A 16970-nucleotide genomic window follows, 5' to 3' on the forward strand; every position below is an offset into this window, starting at 1 on the left:
GGACAAATTCAATGACCGAAATGATCTCCCCACCAGCGCGGAGTGGTTCTAGGCTCTTCCGTACCGCAGGTCGCGCAGTGCGGGGACGGACGCCGCACACGACGCATCGGAGCACCAGCGGTACTTGAGCGCCGCTCCCGAACGGGAGCGCCGCCGGGCAAGGAGGGCCGCATGACCGTACGGCGAGTAATGGGGATCGAGACGGAGTACGGGATCTCCGTCCCGGGACACCCGAACGCCAATGCCATGCTCACCTCGTCCCAGATCGTCAACGCCTACGCGGCGGCGATGCACCGGGCGCGCCGAGCCCGCTGGGACTTCGAGGAGGAGAACCCGCTGCGGGACGCCCGCGGCTTCGACCTCGCCCGCGAGGCCGCCGACAACAGCCAGCTCACCGACGAGGACATCGGCCTCGCCAACGTGATCCTCACCAACGGCGCCCGCCTCTACGTCGACCACGCGCACCCCGAATACAGCTCCCCCGAGATCACCAACCCGCTCGACGCCGTCCTCTGGGACAAAGCCGGCGAACGGATCATGGCCGAGGCCGCCGAACGCGCCGCCCAGCTCCCCGGCGCCCAGCCCATCCACCTCTACAAGAACAACACGGACAACAAGGGCGCTTCCTACGGCACGCACGAGAACTACCTGATGAAGCGGGAAACCCCCTTCTCCGACATCGTGCGACACCTGACCCCCTTCTTCGTCTCCCGCCAGGTCGTCACCGGCGCCGGACGCGTCGGCATCGGCCAGGACGGCCGCGACCACGGCTTCCAGATCAGCCAGCGCGCCGACTACTTCGAAGTCGAGGTCGGCCTGGAGACCACCCTCAAGCGCCCCATCATCAACACCCGCGACGAACCCCACTCCGACGCGGAGAAGTACCGCCGCCTCCACGTGATCATCGGCGACGCCAACCTCTCCGAGATCTCCACCTACCTGAAACTGGGCACGACCGCCCTGGTCCTGTCCATGATCGAGGACGGATTCATCAACGTCGACCTCGCCGTCGACCAGCCCGTACGCACCCTCCACCAGGTCTCCCACGACCCAGACCTCCAGCACCTCATCACGCTGCGCAGCGGCCGCACGCTCACCGCCGTGCAACTGCAGATGGAGTACTTCGAGCTGGCCCGCAAGTACGTCGACGAGCGGTTCGGGACCGACGCGGACGAGCAGACCAAGGACGTCCTCACTCGGTGGGAGGACGTCCTTGGCCGGCTGGAGACCGATCCCATGAGCCTGTCGGGGGAGCTGGACTGGATCGCGAAACGGGAGCTGCTGGAGGGCTACCGCAGGCGCGACGGACTCGACTGGGATGCGGCGCGGCTGCACCTGGTGGACCTCCAGTACGCCGACGTCCGCCCCGAGAAGGGCCTCTACAACCGCCTCGTGGCCCGCGGCAAGATGAAGCGGCTGCTGGAGGAGCCGGCGGTGGAGCGGGCCGAGGGCAAGCCCCCGGAGGACACCCGGGCCTACTTCCGGGGCCGATGCCTGGAGCAGTACGCGGACGACGTCGCCGCGGCCTCCTGGGACTCGGTGATCTTCGACCTCCCGGGCCACGACTCCCTCCAGCGCGTGCCCACGCTGGAGCCCCTGCGGGGGACGCGGGCACACGTGAAGGAGCTCCTGGACCGCTGCCGCACGGCGGAGGACCTGGTACGGGTGCTGTCGGGCCGCTGATCCCGGCCCGCCCCCTTTCCGGGCCCCCGGCGGGGCCTGAAAGGGGCCCGGTCTGGGAATCATGGGAACACCCGGACGTTATGAAAGTGCGGGGACGAATGTCGGACCCTCCTTGTAGGGTCCGACATAGGGTCTGATCTTGGGAGGGGTCCCGGTCCGGGATCTCTCGACGTGAGCGTGCGAACCGAGCGGGGTGAGGTAGACATGGGGACCAAGGACACCGGCGGCGGACAGCAGAAGGCGACGCGCTCGACCGAGGAGGTCGAGGAGGCGGCGGTCGAGGAATCGACCGACCTCAAGGAGCGCCAGGAGAAGCTCTCCGACGACGTCGACTCCGTACTTGACGAGATTGACGATGTACTCGAGGAGAACGCCGAGGATTTCGTTCGGAGTTTCGTACAAAAAGGCGGCGAATAGCCTTCGAATCTGAGGCGAATCCGCCAGCCTGGGCCACATGTCCAAGGGGACGAAGTGGTGTCGCGGCTGCAGCCGGGACGTGCCACTGAGCGGATTCGCCTCAGATCGCACGCGGAGACGGCCTCCAGTCGCGGTGCCGAGAATGCGTAGCCGCCTACGACGCCCAGCACTACCGACGCCGCCAAGCGGCGATCGGCAGGTCGTCAAAGAGAAGGTGGAGGTCCCGGTGGGGTGGAAGCTCTGCCGGCTGTGCGGGGAGGTCAAGCCGCACAGTGAACGGCACAAAAACGCATCCGCGTCGGACGGCCTATCCACCCGCTGCAAGGCTTGCCGGGCCATTCAGGGTCGTGCGGGCCACCTCAAGCGCGCGTACGGCATGACCGAGACTGAGCGGGACGAAATGATCGCCGCGCAAGACGGTCTCTGCTGCATCTGTCTAAAGGCTCCGGCCGTGCATGTGGATCACTGTCACGAGACGGGTAGGGTCCGAGGCGTACTGTGCTTCAACTGCAATTCGGCCATCGGCAAGTTGGGAGACGATCCCGACACTCTGCGTCGGGCCATCTCATACCTGGAGGGACACGCGTGGAAGCCAACAATCGCGGCACAGGGCGTCTACCGGCAGCCTTCCTGACGCCGGGGTCCTCGTCCTTCATGGACTTCCTGGGGGCGCACTCGCCCGAGATGCTGCCGGGCAACCGGAAGCTGCCCGAGGGCGTCATCGAGGCGCCGCACGGGACGACCATCGTGGCCGCCACCTTCCCCGGCGGGGTCGTGCTCGCCGGTGACCGGCGGGCGACCATGGGGAACATGATCGCGCAGCGGGACATCGAGAAGGTGTTCCCGGCCGACGAGTACTCCGCGGTGGGCATCGCCGGCACGGCCGGTCTCGCCGTGGAGATGGTGAAGCTGTTCCAGCTGGAGCTGGAGCACTTCGAGAAGGTGGAGGGGGCGACCCTTTCGCTGGAGGGCAAGGCGAATCGGCTGTCCACCATGATCCGGAGCAACCTGGGGATGGCGATGCAGGGGCTGGCGGTCGTGCCGCTGTTCGCGGGGTACGACGAGGCCAAGGAGAAGGGTCGGATCTTCTCCTACGACGTGACCGGCGGCCGTTCCGAGGAGCACGGCTTCGCCGCGACCGGTTCGGGCTCGATCTTCGCCAAGGGTTCGATGAAGAAGCTGTACCGTCCCGACCTGACGGAGGAGCAGGCCACCACGCTGGTCGTGCAGGCGCTGTACGACGCCGCCGATGACGACTCGGCGACGGGTGGGCCGGACCTCTACCGTCACATCTATCCCATCGTCACCGTCATTACCGATGAGGGTTTCCGCAGGCTGAGCGACGACGAGTCGCAGGAAATCGCCCGTACGGTCACCAACCGTCGGCTGGAGCAGCCGGACGGCCCGCGCGCCGCCTTGCTCTGATCATCCGTCGCCCCGTAGGAACCGGAAGAAAGGGACGGACAGCCGGTGTCGACTCCGTTCTATGTGTCACCCCAGCAGGCCATGGCCGACCGGGCGGAATACGCCCGGAAGGGCATCGCCCGCGGTCGCAGCCTTGTCGTGTTGCAGTATGCCGACGGCATCGTGTTCGTCGGGGAGAACCCGTCCCGTGCGCTGCACAAGTTCAGCGAGATCTATGACCGGATCGGCTTCGCGGCCGCCGGCAAGTACAACGAGTACGAGAACCTGCGGATCGGTGGTGTGCGGTACGCGGATCTGCGTGGGTACACCTATGACCGTGATGACGTGACGGCGCGTGGGTTGGCGAACGTGTACGCGCAGACGTTGGGCACCATTTTCTCCAGTGCGGGTGAGAAGCCGTACGAGGTGGAGTTGGTGGTGGCGGAGGTCGGTGCGACGGCCGCTGGGGATCAGATCTATCGGTTGCCGCATGACGGTTCGATCGTGGACGAGCACGGTTCGGTCGCGGTCGGTGGCAATGCCGAGCAGATCAGTACGTTCCTGGACCAGCGGCACCAGGACGGGATGACGTTGTCCGAGGCGTTGAAGCTGGCGGTGCAGGCGCTGTCCAGTCAGGCGAACGGTGCGGACAAGTCGATTCCGGCGGAGCGCTTGGAGGTCGCGGTGTTGGACCGTACGCGGCCGCAGCAGCGGAAGTTCAAGCGGATCCGGGGTCGGCAGTTGGCGCGCTTGTTGGAGGCGGACGTGCCGGCGGCGGCGCAGGCCGACGCGGTGTCGAACGACGAGGGTCCTGAGGACGACGCGGAGTAGTGCGCTCGGGGGAGCCCCGGTCTGCCGTTAGCGGCGGGCCGGGGCTTCGTCGTGTTCAGGCTCGGGGGGCGGGGCCGGAGGAGTCGCGGACGACGAGCTCGACGGGGATGTCGGGGGCGGACCAGTCGGTGCCGTCGAGGACGGCGAGGAGTGCGGTCATGCCTTGGCGGCCGACGTGTTCGGCGGGGAGACGGACGGTGGTGAGTTCGGGTTCGACGGCGGTGGCGAGGGCGAGGTCGTCGAAGCCGGTGACGGAGAGGTCGTCGGGGACGCGCAGGCCGAGGCGGCGGGCGGCTTTGCAGGCGCCGGCGGCGAGGATGTCGTCGTCGCAGATGACGGCGGTGGGGCGGGTGCTGCCGGGGGTGGTGAGGGCGGCTTCGAGTGCGGTGCGGGCGCCGGTGACGGTGAGGGGGGCGCGTACGGTGCGCAGCTCGGTGGGGGCTTCGAGGAGGTCGGCGAGGGCGCGGGCGCGGATGTGGAAGGTCCAGGAGTCGACGGCGGAGGCGAGGTGGAGGAAGCGGCGGTGGCCGAGGGCGAGGAGGTGTCGGGCGGTTTGGCGCATGCCGTCGGCCATGTCGAGGTTGACGTGGGCGGCGGCGGTGTGGGCGGTGGGGTCGCTGTCGAGCATGACGAGGGGGAGGCTGTTGCCGCCGATGGCGTCGAGGGCGTCGGCGGCCATGGAGGAGGCGATGACGCCGTCGAGGGCGGCGCGGGCGGAGGCGAAGGGGTCGCGGGCGGGGCCGGTGCCGTCGGGGGAGGGGTAGAGGACGACGCCGAAGCCGTGTTCGGCGGCGACTTGGGCGGCGCCGGTGTAGACGCGGGCGAAGAATTCGTTGGTGAGGGCGGGGACGACGAGGAGGGCGGTGCGGGTGCTGCCGAGGCGGAGGTTGCGGGCGGCGAGGTTGGGGCGGTAGCCGATGTGGGTGGCGGTTTCGCGGACGAGGGCGGCGGTGCGTTCGGAGACGCGGCCGCGCCATTTGTCGCCGAGGACGAGGGAGACGGTGGCTTGGGAGACCCCGGCGGCGGTGGCGACGTCCCGGCTGGTGGGTCTCGTCACGCTGGGCTCCTGTTGTCCGAGGTCACGGGGGGTGTGGGGTCGGGTGGTGGTGGGGTCGTCTGGACTGGCGGGTTGTGGCCATGGTACGTATGGCGGGTCACGTTATACGTATTACTCCGGCTTGATCCGGGCAGGAAGGGGCGGACATGGCCGCGGGTTATGCGGAGCTGCTCAAAACCCGGCATGCCGCGAGGCTGCTGGTGGGGACGCTGATAGGGCGGTTGCCGAACGCGACGGCGCCGATCGCGATCGTGTTGTTCACGCGGTCGGAGGGGGGCGGTTACAGCCTGGCGGGGGCGTTGGCGGCCGTGTACGGGGTGGCGAACGCGGTGGGGCAGCCGTTGCTGGGTCGGGCGGTGGACGTGTACGGGCAGCCGCGGGTGCAGTTGCCGGCGGCGGTGGTGTCGGCGCTGGGGATGGTGTGGTTGGCGTTCGTGGGGACGGGGTCGGTGGCGGCGGCGTATGCGGCGGTGGTGGTGGCGGGGTTGTTCACGCCGCCGCTGGAGGGGGGCCTGCGGGCGCTCTGGCCGTCGGTGCTGGGGGGCAAGGAGGAGCGGGTCCATGCGGCGTACGCGATGGACGCGGTGGCCCAGGAGGTGATGTTCACGGTCGGTCCGCTGCTGGTGACGTTGTTCGTGTCGCTGTGGGATCCGGCGGTGGCCTTGGTGCTGCTGAACGCGATCGGAGTGCTGGGCGCCCTGTCGGTGGTGGTGTCGGAGCCTTCGCGGGCGTGGCGTTCGGCTCCGCGCGAGGCGCATTGGCTCGGCGCGTTGCGGTCGCGGGGTCTGTTGGCGCTGCTGGGGGCGTTCTTCTTCGTGGGTACGGCGTTGGGGTCGATCACGGTGGCGGGTGTGGCGTACGCGGACGGTCATGGTGGCCAGGCGGTGTACGGCCGGTTGATGGCGGCTCTGGGGTTGGGGGCGCTGGTCGGCGGGGTGCTGTACGGGGCCCGGCAGTGGACGGGGGCGCCGGAGCGGCGGCTGCGGCTGTTGGTGGCGTTGCTGGCGGTGTGTTACCTGCCGTTGATGTGGGTGCCGGGGGCGGTGGCCATGACGGCGCTGACGGCGTTGGCGGGGGTGTTCCTGGCGCCGGCGATCGCGTGTGCGTTCATCGTGGTGGACCGGCACGCTCCGGAGGGGACGGTGACGGAGGCGTTCTCGTGGTTGGTGACCTTCTTCGGGGTGGGGGCGGCGATCGGGACGGCGGCGGCGGGGCCGGCGGTGGAACTGGGTGGTACGGCGGCGGGTTTCGCTGTGGCGAGCGTGGCGGGTGGCGCGGCGTTGCTGGTGCTGATGGCCACTCAGCGGGTGTTGGCTTCGGCGGGGCGGGGTCGGGCGGTGGCGGGGTCCGTCGTGGAGGGTGCGGGACGGGTGCCGGGGCAGGCCGGCGCGGCTCGTGCGGACGGCGTGTCGGAGCCCTTCGCGGGAAACTGATCGGAACCCCGCTCTCGAACCCGGTTTCAGAAGAGGGCAGAAGGCGTAATGTTCAGTCATGGACCGCCGCATTTTCGGGCTGGAGAACGAGTACGGCGTCACGTGCACGTTCAGGGGACAGCGCCGACTGTCACCTGACGAAGTGGCGCGCTACCTCTTCCGCCGTGTTGTGTCATGGGGCCGCAGCAGCAATGTCTTCCTGCGGAACGGCGCCCGCCTGTACCTCGACGTGGGTTCGCATCCGGAATATGCAACTCCCGAATGCGACAACCTGACCGAACTGGTCACTCACGACAAGGCCGGCGAGCGCATTCTCGAAGGTTTGCTCGTCGATGCCGAACGTCGCCTGCACGAGGAGGGGATCGCGGGCGATGTCTACCTCTTCAAGAACAACACCGACTCGGCGGGCAATTCGTACGGCTGCCACGAGAACTACCTGGTGGCTCGGCACGGTGAATTCTCCCGCTTGGCGGACATCCTGATTCCGTTCCTCGTCACGCGCCAGCTGATCTGTGGTGCGGGCAAGGTCCTGCAGACGCCTCGGGGCGCGGTCTACTGCGTGAGTCAGCGCGCGGAGCACATCTGGGAGGGCGTCAGCTCCGCCACGACCCGGTCGCGGCCGATCATCAACACGCGGGACGAGCCGCACGCGGACGCGGAGCGCTACCGCCGGCTGCACGTGATCGTCGGGGACTCGAACATGTCCGAGACGACCATGCTGCTCAAGGTGGGTGCCACGGACCTGGTGCTGCGGATGATCGAAGCGGGGACCGTGATGCGGGACCTGACCTTGGAGAACCCGATCCGGGCGATCCGTGAGGTCAGCCACGACATCACCGGTCAGCGCAAGGTGCGCCTGGCCAGTGGACGTGAGGCGTCGGCCCTGGAGATCCAGCGCGAGTACTACGACAAGGCCCTGGACTTCGCCGAGCGGCGGGGGATCCGTACGGGTGTCGTGGAGCAGGTGCTGGAGCTGTGGGGTCGTACCCTCGACGCGATCGAGGCGGAGGACCTGGACCGGATCGGGACCGAGATCGACTGGGTCATGAAGTACCAGCTGATCGAGCGGTACCGGGGCAAGCACAACATGACGATGTCCAATCCGCGGGTCGCGCAGATAGACCTCGCGTACCACGACATCCACCGTCGGCGCGGGTTGTACTACCTGCTGGAGCGCAAGGGGCAGGCGGCTCGGATCTGCAACGACCTCAAGATCTTCGAGGGCAAGTCGGTGCCCCCGCAGACGACGAGGGCGCGCTTGCGCGGCGATTTCATCCGTCGGGCGCAGGAGCAGCGGCGGGATTTCACCGTCGACTGGGTGCACCTGAAGTTGAACGACCAGGCTCAGCGCACGGTGCTGTGCAAGGACCCGTTCCGTTCGGTGGACGATCGGGTGGAGAAGCTGATCGCCGGTATGTAGCTGCCGGTGGATGGCGGCAAAGTGTGACATCTCGCTGATCTTGGCCGGGGCCCCGTACGCGTCTCGTACGGGGCCCCGTCCACGCCTTAGAGTGGCGGGCGACCGCGTTGCCGTCTGAGATCTGAGGAACACGTGCGCCGACTTGCCGGCCTGCTGGTCGTACCCCTTCTGCTGCTGACGACGGCAGCCTGCGGTGACGACAGCGGCTCCGATTCCGCCCAGATGAAGAACGGGGTGCCCGCGATCACGAAGGGCGCCGCGTTCGGGGAGAAGCCGACCCTGTCGAAGGGGAAGGGTGACCCGCCGAAGCAATTGAAGGTGGTGGTCGTCAGCGAGGGCAAGGGCCCGGTGTTGAAGGCCAAGGACGTCGCCCAGGTCAATTACTACGGCCAGGTGTGGGACGGCAAGGAGCCCTTCGACGAGAGCTTCAGCAAGGGCAAGACCTTCGATGTGACGCTCGGCGCGGGCCAGGTCATCAAGGGCTGGGACCAGGGTCTGCAAGGTCAGAAGGTCGGCAGCCGGGTCGAGCTGGTGATCCCGCCGGACCTGGGTTACGGGGCGCAGGGTTCGGGCGACAAGATCAAGCCGAACGCCACGCTCGTGTTCGTGGTGGACATCGTCAAGGGCGCTAGCGTCCCGGTGTCCGCGACGGGCAAGGAAGTGGCGCAGGACGACAAGGACCTGCCGAAGGTCGGTACGAACACGGACGGCAAGGAAGTCTCCGTGACCGTCCCGAAGGACGGTGCCGTGCCGACGAAGCTGGTGTCGAACTACGTCCTGGAGGGCGACGGCCCCGTCGTGAAGGACACCGACACGGTCATCGTGAAGTTCAACGGCAAGACCTGGAAGGACGACAAGACCTTCGAGAGCACCTACGCCACCGACACGGTGGTGACGTGGCCGCTGTCGGATCTGTCGGTCAAGGGTCTCAAGGACGGCATCCTGGGCAAGAAGGCGGGCAGCCGCATTCTGCTGGTGATCCCGCCGGACCAGGCGTTCGGTGACAAGGAGCAGGGGACGATCCCGGCCAATTCGACCCTGGTGTTCAGCCTCGACATCCTCTCGGTGATGTAACACTGGTTCCGGTTTCCCCCGGCCGCGGCCGGGAGGCGCCCCCTGTTGGTTCGTATGAGGAGCAGTTCCGTGAGCGACAAGCTCGAGAAGCCCGAGATCGACTTCCCCGAGGGCCCCGCCCCGACCGACCTCGTGGTCGAGGACATCTGGGTGGGCGACGGCGCCGAGGCCAAGGTCGGCGCGTTCGTCAAGGTCCACTACGTGGGTGTGGCGTTCTCGACCGGCGAGGAGTTCGACGCCTCCTGGAACCGCGGCGCGCCGCTGGACTTCCAACTGGGGGTCGGCCAGGTCATCAAGGGCTGGGACCAGGGTGTCCAGGGCATGAAGGTCGGCGGCCGTCGCAAGATCACGATCCCCGCTGACCTCGCGTACGGTGACCGTGGCGCGGGCGGCGGCGTGATCGCCCCGGGCGAGACGCTGATCTTCGTCTGTGACCTGATGGCCGCCTGATCGACCTCGCGTCACAGCTGTGGGCCCCCGCCGTGAGGCGGGGGCCCTCGCTTTTGCCGGGGCCCTTCGGGGCGGTACGGTCAACGGTCACGGGTCTGTACGCCGGCGGGTGTACGTGGGGAAGGGCGGAAGGGCGTCGATGGCGATTGCCAAGGCCGAGCGGCTGATGAACCTGGCGTTGTGTCTGCTGGGGACCCGTAGGCCGCTGAGCAAGCGTGAGCTGCGGGGTTCCATCGAGGCGTACCTGGAAGCGGGGAACGACGAGTCCTTCAACCGCATGTTCGAGCGGGACAAGGACGACCTGCGGGAGCTCGGTCTGGTGATCGAGACGGTGGAGAACCTGGAGGGCGAGACCGGCTACCTGGCCCGCCGGGACAGCAACCGGCTGCCACCCGTCTCGCTGGACGCCGAGGAGGCCGCCGCCCTGGGGCTGGCGGCCAAGGTGTGGCAGCAGGCCCGGCTGGCGGGCGCCGCCAGCGGGGCGCTGCAGAAGCTGCGCGCGGGCGGGATGCCGGAGGCCGGCGACCCGTACGAGGGCCAGCACAGCGCGATCGAGCCGCGCATCCCGGTCCACGAGGCGGCCTTCGAGCCGTTGATGCTGGCCTGTCGGGACCGGCGGCCGGTGGTGTTCGACTACCGCAAGTCAACCGCCGCCCACCCCGAGACCCGGCAGGTCGAGCCGTGGGCGCTGGAGTGCTGGCGAGGTCACTGGTACCTGGCCGGTTTCGACCGCGACCGGGAGGCGGAGCGGGTGTTCCGGCTGTCGCGGATCACCGGCAAGGTCCGCTCGCGGGCGGGCAGGTACACCGCGCCGGTACCGGACGTGGTGACGGTGCGGGAGACCGTGGCGAGCTGGGCCGGGGAGAGCGCGGACCGCACCGCGAGGATCCGGCTGCGGGCCGGGTCCGGGTACCCGCTGCGGGCCAAGGCCGGCTCCGTCAAGGAGGGCGACGACGGCTGGGACGAGCTGGAGATCCCGTACGGGCACGGCCTGGACGCCTGGCTCGTGGAGTTCGGCCCGGACGTGGTGGTGGTGGAGCCCGCCGATCTGCGGGCCGACGTGATGGACCGGCTGCGCGCCGTCGCGCTCGGCTGACCGGCCGCGGCGGGGAGCGGCCGCGCCGGGGAAATCCGTACCGCTCGGATGTCATGAACGCACGCCCTGAGGGGGAGACGTACCAGCATGGCTGCGAACGCCATTGACCAGACCCGCCGGATGCTGTCCTTGGTGACGTATCTGCGCGAACGCCCCGGGGCGCACGTCGCGGACGTCGCGCGCGCCTTCGGGATCACCGAGGACGAGCTGATCTCGGACCTCGACGTGCTGCCCATGTGCGGGACGAGCTTCCGGGGCGGTGACCTGCTCGACATCGACACCGACGGGGAGCGCATCTGGTGGCGCAATCCCGACGCGTCGGGGGAGTCGACGGCGGAGCCGTTGCGGTTGGCCGCCGACGAGGCGACCGCGCTGCTGGTCGCCGCCCGCGCGGTGGCGACCTTGCCCGGGCTGCGCGAGAGCGACCGCGACGCCCTGCTGCGGGCCACCGCGAAGCTGGAGGCGGCCGCCGGCGAGGCGGCGGGCGCGAGCTCCCGCCTGTCGGTGACGTTCGAGTCGGAGGGCGGGGTCTTCGCGGACGTCGACCGGGCCATCGCGGAGCGCCGCAGGCTGTGGCTGCGCTACTACTCGCCGGCGCGGGACGAGCTGACCGAGCGGAAGGTCGACCCGATCCGGCTGTTCGCGGTGGGCCACACGTACATGGAGGGGTGGTGCCACCTCTCCGAGGCCCGGCGCACCTTCCGGCTGGACCGGGTCGCGGAGATCCGGCTGCTGGACGAGCGGGCCGAGCCGCCCGCGATCGAGCCGCGCGACCTGTCCGAGGGGCTGGTGCAGCCGGCCGCCGAGGACCCGGAGGTCGTGGTCGAGGTCGGTCCCGGCGGGCGCTGGGTCGCCGAGTACTACCCGCACGACAGCGCCGAGGAGCTGGCCGGGGGCGGTCTGCGGATCACGCTGCGCAGCCCGGACCCGGCGTCGCTGCGTCGGCTCGCGCTGCGGCTGGGCCGGGAGGGGCGGATCGTGTCGCCTCCGGAGCTGGCGGAGAGCGCGCGCAGCGCCGCACGAGCGGCACTCGCGGGATACGGGGAACAGGGCTAGGGGGAGCGATGCCGTCATCATCGGGGGGCACTCCGGTCACCTTCAAGGCGGGGTGTCCGCAGTGCCGGGGGCGTTTCGAGCTCGCGGCGGGCGCCCTGCGCCTGGCGATCGGCGGCAGCCGCCGCAGCACCTTCTACTCGTTCACCTGCCCCCAGTGCGGGGCGCAGGTGCGCAAGCCCGCCGGGGAACGGATAGTGGAGCTGCTGACGGGCGGCGGTGTGAGCACCCTGCGCAGCGTCTGAGGCGGTGTCGGCGCTAGGCTCCTCCCATGATGTGGCCGATGTTCGCGATTGCCCTGGGTTTCCTCGGTCTCGTCGTGCTGGCGGTGCCGGCCGTGCGGGTCTTCCTGGCGGTGCGGCGGCTGTCGGCGCAGGTGGCCGAGGCGAGCCGCCGGGTCACCGGGGCCGCGGGCGACCTGGAGCGGGCCGCCGGTGATCTGGAGCGGGCCGCGTCGGACCTGGCCCGGGCCGGCCGGGCCGCGAGCCGGTAGGCGTACCCTCGTAGAAACCTGGCGTACGGGGTCGTACCATCCCCTGACCGGACTCGGGCCCGTCCCGCCGAGGAGGCGGGGAGGAGCCCGGGTGATTGCCTGGCGTTAACCCCCGGGGGTTACGATCCATGCAGGAGCGGTGACGGGATCTTCGGCCCGGACCGCCCGCCACCCCAACCAGCCGTTTCGGTGAGAAGGAAGTCAGCCCATGATCGGCAACCTGAAGCCTCTTGAACTCCTCCTGATCATCGCCGTGATCTTCCTGCTGTTCGGTGCGAAGAAGCTCCCCGACATGGCGCGTTCCCTTGGCAAGTCGGCCCGCATTCTCAAGAGCGAGGCCAAGGCGATGAAGCAGGACGGCCTGGCCGAGGATGCCGCCGCCGCCCCCGTCGCCGACCAGGCCCCGCAGCAGCCGGTCGCGCCGCGCACGATCCAGGCGTCGCCCGGTGACGTGACCAGCGCCCGTCCGGTCGGCGAGCCGAACCGCACCACGCAGGGCTGATCGCCTGCGGCCTTACCGGTCACGCCAGTCATCTGCAACGAGACAAGGGACGTGGGTTGCTCAAGTCTGCCCGCAAGCAGGGTCAAGCGAACAAGGACGCCGAAGGGCGGATGCCCCTTGTCGAGCACCTGCGTGAGCTGAGAAACCGCTTGATGAAGTCGGTCCTGGCGATCCTCGTGATCACCGTGGTGGCGGCCTTCTTCTACAAGGACCTCATCGACTTCATGCTCAAGCCGATGTTGGACTCCGTGGGCTGCACCAACGGGGTGGTCTCGCAGCGCAACGGCCGTCCCTGCGCCGACATGACCGTGAACGGCCTCATCGCGCCGTTCTCGATCGCCCTGAAGGTCTCGCTCACCGCCGGCGTGGTGCTCTCCGCTCCGGTGTGGCTCTACCAGCTGTGGGCCTTCGTCGCCCCCGGTCTGCACAGCCACGAGAAGAAGTACGCCATCGGCTTCGTCGGGGCCGGAGCGCCGCTGTTCGCCGCCGGCGCCGTCCTCGCGTACAAGATCCTCCCGCAGACCGCGATGATCCTGCTGGAGTTCACGCCGGACAACGCGCGCAACCTGCTGCCGGTCGACGACTACCTCGACCTGGTCACGCGCATGGTCGTCGTGTTCGGTCTCGCCTTCGAGCTGCCGCTGCTGCTGATCCTGCTGAACTTCACCGGTGTGCTCACCGCCAAGCGGCTGGCGAGCTGGTGGCGGATCATGGTGCTCGGCATCACGATCTTCGCGGCGTTCGCGACGCCCACGGGTGACCCGCTCACGATGATGTCGCTGGCGGCCCCGATCATCGCCCTGTACTTCATCGCGCTCGGCCTGTGCCTGATCAACGACCGAAGGCGCAAGCGCCGCAACCCCGACGCCGACCTCGACGACGACGAGGCGTCCGCCCTGGACCTGACGCCCGCGCCGATCGGCGCGGTGGAGTCGGCCCCGGCACCCTCGGCCCTGCCGGCTCAGGACGACGGCGGGCGTGAACGGATCAACGGCTACGACGACGTGACCTGAGGGTCCCGACCCGGCGGTCCCGGCCGCCGGGCCGGTTCGTCGCGCCGGTCGTCGCGCAGGTCATCAGGCTCCCGGTAAAGATCCGACTGTTGTCACAGGCGGCGGGTAGGCTCGAAGACAAGATGACCGAAGAACTCTCACCCGCGCAGCGGTACGCCGCTGCCCGGATCCGCGCCGCCGAAGAGGCCACCGCCCTGGCTCCCTTCCGCGAGATGTACGAATTCGGCCTGGATCCGTACCAGGTCGAGGCATGCCGGGCCCTGGAGGCGGGCAAGGGCGTCCTCGTCGCCGCCCCGACCGGTTCCGGCAAGACGATCGTCGGCGAGTTCGCCGTGCACCTCGCCCTGCGGCAGGGCCGCAAGTGCTTCTACACCACGCCGATCAAGGCGCTGTCGAACCAGAAGTACGCCGACCTCGTCAAGCGCTACGGCGCCGAGAAGGTCGGCCTGCTGACCGGCGACAACAGCGTCAACTCCGAGGCGCCGGTGGTCGTGATGACCACCGAGGTGCTCCGCAACATGCTCTACGCGGGCTCCCGGTCCCTCCTCGGCCTCGGCTACGTGGTCATGGACGAGGTGCACTACCTCTCCGACCGGTTCCGCGGCGCCGTCTGGGAAGAGGTGATCATCCACCTCCCGGAGTCGGTGACGCTGGTTTCGCTCTCCGCCACCGTCTCCAACGCCGAGGAGTTCGGCGACTGGCTCGACACCGTGCGCGGGGACACCGAGGTGATCGTCTCCGAGGAGCGGCCCGTACCGCTGTGGCAGCACGTCATGGCCGGCCGCAAGGTCTACGACCTCTTCGAGGAGGAGTCCGACCACGGCGGCCGCGGCTCCGCCCGCCGCGAGGTCAACCCCGACCTGCTGCGCCTGGCGCGGGAGGAGAACAGCCGCACCTACAACCCGAAGGAGCGGCGGCGCGGCAAGATGGTCCGCGAGGCCGACCGCGAGCGCGAGCGGCGTTCCCGCGGCCGGATCTGGACCCCCAGCCGGCCCGAGGTCATCGCCCGCCTCGACAACGAGGACCTCCTCCCCGCCATCAACTTCATCTTCAGCCGCGCCGGCTGCGAGGCTGCCGTCCAGCAGTGCCTGTACGCCGGGTTGCGGCTCAACGACGACAGCGCCCGACTGCGGGTCCGGGAGATCGTCGAGGAACGGACCGCGTCCATCCCCACCGAGGACCTCCACGTCCTCGGGTACTACGAATGGCTCGAAGGGCTGGAGCGGGGCATCGCCGCGCACCACGCCGGGATGCTGCCGACCTTCAAGGAGGTCGTGGAGGAGCTGTTCGTCCGCGGCCTGGTCAAGGCCGTCTTCGCCACCGAGACCCTCGCGCTCGGCATCAACATGCCCGCGCGCACGGTGATCCTGGAGAAGCTCGTCAAGTGGAACGGCGAGCAGCACGCCGACATCACCCCCGGCGAGTACACGCAGCTCACCGGCCGGGCCGGGCGGCGCGGCATCGACGTCGAGGGCCACGCGGTGGTGCTGTGGCAGCGCGGCATGGACCCGGTGGCGCTCGCCGGGCTCGCGGGCACCCGGACCTATCCGCTGCGCTCCAGCTTCAAACCCTCCTACAACATGGCCGTGAACCTGGTGCAGCAGTTCGGGCGCCACCGTTCGCGCGAGCTGCTGGAGACCTCTTTCGCGCAGTTCCAGGCCGACCGCTCGGTCGTCGGGATCTCCCGGCAGGTGCAGCGCAACGAGGAGGGCCTGGACGGCTACCGGGAGGGCATGACCTGCCACCTCGGCGACTTCGAGGAGTACGCGCGGCTGCGCCGCGACCTCAAGGACCGCGAGACGGAGCTGGCCAAGCAGGGCGCGGCGCAGCGCCGCGTGCAGGCGGCCGACTCGCTGGAGAAGCTCAAGCCGGGCGATGTCATCCACGTGCCGACCGGCAAGTTCGCCGGGCTAGCCCTCGTCCTGGACCCGGGCATGCCGGCCGGGCGCTCCAACGGGCACCGCGGATACGAGTACACCGAGGGGCCGCGCCCGCTGGTGCTCACCGTGGAACGGCAGGTCAAGCGGCTCGCGGCGATCGACTTCCCGGTCCCGGTGGAGGCGATCGACCGGATGCGGATCCCGAAGACCTTCAACCCGCGCTCGCCGCAGTCCCGTCGGGACCTGGCGTCGGCGCTGCGGGCCAAGGCCGGGCACATAGTCCCCGAACGGCGCGGGCGCGGCCGGGCCGCCGCCGCCGACGACCGCGAGATCGCCCGGCTGCGCGCCGAGCTGCGGGCGCACCCCTGCCACGGCTGTGACGAGCGCGAGGACCACGCCCGTTGGGGGGAGCGCTACCACCGGCTCAAGCGGGACACCGTGCAACTGGAGCGGCGCATCGAGGGGCGGACGAACACCATCGCCCGCACCTTCGACCGGATCCACGCCCTGCTGACCGAGCTGGACTACCTGCGCGAGGACGAGGTCACCGTGCACGGCAAGCGGCTCGCCCGGCTGTACGGGGAGCTGGACCTGCTGGCGTCCGAGTGCCTGCGCGAGGGCGTCTGGGAGGGCCTGGGTCCGGCCGAACTGGCCGCCTGCGTCTCGGCTTTGGTGTTCGAGGCGCGCCAGTCCGACGACGCGGTGGCGCCCAAGGTGCCGGGCGGCGCGGCGAAGGCGGCTCTGGGCGAGATGGTCCGGATCTGGGGTCGGCTCGACGCGCTGGAGGAGGAGCACCGCATCAACCAGGCGGAGGGCGTGGGCCAGCGCGAGCCGGACCTCGGCTTCGCGTGGGCCGCCTACCAGTGGGCGTCCGGCAAGAGCCTGGACGAGGTGCTGCGCGAAGCGGAGATGCCCGCGGGCGACTTCGTGCGCTGGTGCAAGCAGGTCATCGACGTGCTCGGGCAGATCGCGGCGGCGGCGCCGTCGTCGTCCGCGCCGCCGTCGTCCCAGGGCGGCAGCACGGTGGCGCGAAATGCCCGGAAGGCCGTGGACGCCCTGCTGCGCGGTGTGGTGGCCTACAGCTCCGTCGGCTAAGCGGATTTGGGTCTTCCTCCGAGAGGCGGGGAGGCCGGATCTCATCTCTTGCCATGATCGATCCGACGT

17 protein-coding genes are annotated in these 16970 nt (G+C 69.5%); 16 read left to right on the forward strand and 1 reads right to left on the reverse strand.

Features of this window, described 5'->3' with window-relative positions:
• Nucleotides 1-171 precede the first annotated feature (171 nt).
• The 5 genes from dop (at nt 172) to prcA (ending at nt 4335) form a co-directional block, all read left to right on the forward strand.
• Complete coding sequence (dop, locus tag ABZ934_RS18780) at nt 172-1683, forward strand: depupylase/deamidase Dop (RefSeq protein ID WP_361314208.1); 1512 nt, start codon at nt 172-174, stop codon at nt 1681-1683.
• 204 nt (nt 1684-1887) lie between these two features.
• Nucleotides 1888-2100, forward strand: coding sequence for a ubiquitin-like protein Pup (locus ABZ934_RS18785; protein WP_361314353.1), 213 nt, complete (start codon nt 1888-1890; stop codon nt 2098-2100).
• Between the two features lie 400 nt (nt 2101-2500).
• Entirely contained in the window at nt 2501-2734 is a 234-nt protein-coding gene (locus tag ABZ934_RS18790; protein ID WP_361314355.1) for an endonuclease VII domain-containing protein, read from the forward strand.
• Nucleotides 2686-3525, forward strand: a complete 840-nt coding sequence (gene prcB, locus ABZ934_RS18795) for a proteasome subunit beta (RefSeq protein WP_361314210.1) — start codon at nt 2686-2688, stop codon at nt 3523-3525. Before ABZ934_RS18790 ends, prcB begins: the two co-directional genes overlap by 49 nt.
• A gap of 45 nt (nt 3526-3570) precedes the next feature.
• The gene (gene prcA / locus ABZ934_RS18800) at nt 3571-4335 is read left to right on the forward strand and encodes a proteasome subunit alpha (protein ID WP_136211123.1); all 765 of its coding nucleotides are present in this window, start codon (nt 3571-3573) and stop codon (nt 4333-4335) included.
• A 55-nt stretch (nt 4336-4390) separates the two neighbouring features.
• Here prcA and ABZ934_RS18805 read toward each other — a convergent pair whose 3' ends face one another.
• Nucleotides 4391-5392 carry a LacI family DNA-binding transcriptional regulator gene (locus ABZ934_RS18805; protein WP_361314213.1) on the reverse strand — a complete coding sequence of 334 codons (1002 nt, stop codon included), beginning with the start codon at nt 5390-5392 and terminating at the stop codon, nt 4391-4393.
• A 146-nt stretch (nt 5393-5538) separates the two neighbouring features.
• Between ABZ934_RS18805 and ABZ934_RS18810 the strand changes: the two genes are divergently transcribed.
• The 11 genes from ABZ934_RS18810 to ABZ934_RS18860 all read left to right on the forward strand — a co-directional run bounded on the left by ABZ934_RS18810 (nt 5539) and on the right by ABZ934_RS18860 (nt 16901).
• Complete coding sequence (locus ABZ934_RS18810) at nt 5539-6825, forward strand: MFS transporter (RefSeq protein ID WP_361314216.1); 1287 nt, start codon at nt 5539-5541, stop codon at nt 6823-6825.
• 58 nt (nt 6826-6883) lie between these two features.
• Entirely contained in the window at nt 6884-8245 is a 1362-nt protein-coding gene (gene pafA, locus ABZ934_RS18815) for a Pup--protein ligase (protein ID WP_136211119.1), read from the forward strand.
• A 132-nt stretch (nt 8246-8377) separates the two neighbouring features.
• The gene (locus ABZ934_RS18820) at nt 8378-9319 is read left to right on the forward strand and encodes an FKBP-type peptidyl-prolyl cis-trans isomerase (RefSeq protein ID WP_361314218.1); all 942 of its coding nucleotides are present in this window, start codon (nt 8378-8380) and stop codon (nt 9317-9319) included.
• Nucleotides 9320-9373: 54 nt separating this feature from the next.
• Entirely contained in the window at nt 9374-9769 is a 396-nt protein-coding gene (locus ABZ934_RS18825) for an FKBP-type peptidyl-prolyl cis-trans isomerase (protein ID WP_361314219.1), read from the forward strand.
• Between the two features lie 139 nt (nt 9770-9908).
• Nucleotides 9909-10865 carry a WYL domain-containing protein gene (locus tag ABZ934_RS18830; RefSeq protein WP_361314222.1) on the forward strand — a complete coding sequence of 319 codons (957 nt, stop codon included), beginning with the start codon at nt 9909-9911 and terminating at the stop codon, nt 10863-10865.
• A gap of 87 nt (nt 10866-10952) precedes the next feature.
• Nucleotides 10953-11921 (forward strand): WYL domain-containing protein, encoded by a 969-nt coding sequence (locus ABZ934_RS18835; RefSeq protein ID WP_136211111.1) that lies wholly within the window; start codon nt 10953-10955, stop codon nt 11919-11921.
• Nucleotides 11922-11929: 8 nt separating this feature from the next.
• A complete protein-coding gene (locus ABZ934_RS18840; RefSeq protein ID WP_361314224.1) occupies nt 11930-12163 on the forward strand; it encodes a hypothetical protein in 234 nt (77 codons plus the stop codon).
• 26 nt (nt 12164-12189) lie between these two features.
• Nucleotides 12190-12411 (forward strand): hypothetical protein, encoded by a 222-nt coding sequence (locus tag ABZ934_RS18845; RefSeq protein WP_361314227.1) that lies wholly within the window; start codon nt 12190-12192, stop codon nt 12409-12411.
• 208 nt (nt 12412-12619) lie between these two features.
• Nucleotides 12620-12913 carry a Sec-independent protein translocase subunit TatA gene (gene tatA, locus ABZ934_RS18850; protein WP_361314229.1) on the forward strand — a complete coding sequence of 98 codons (294 nt, stop codon included), beginning with the start codon at nt 12620-12622 and terminating at the stop codon, nt 12911-12913.
• A 56-nt stretch (nt 12914-12969) separates the two neighbouring features.
• Nucleotides 12970-13926 (forward strand): twin-arginine translocase subunit TatC, encoded by a 957-nt coding sequence (gene tatC, locus ABZ934_RS18855; RefSeq protein ID WP_361314231.1) that lies wholly within the window; start codon nt 12970-12972, stop codon nt 13924-13926.
• Nucleotides 13927-14048: 122 nt separating this feature from the next.
• Nucleotides 14049-16901: a DEAD/DEAH box helicase gene (locus ABZ934_RS18860; protein ID WP_361314234.1), complete on the forward strand. Its 2853-nt coding sequence runs from the start codon at nt 14049-14051 to the stop codon at nt 16899-16901.
• The last annotated feature ends 69 nt before the right edge of the window (nt 16902-16970 follow it).

The sequence above is a fragment of the Streptomyces sp. NPDC046557 genome, from assembly GCF_040645975.1.
Lineage (GTDB): Bacteria > Actinomycetota > Actinomycetes > Streptomycetales > Streptomycetaceae > Streptomyces.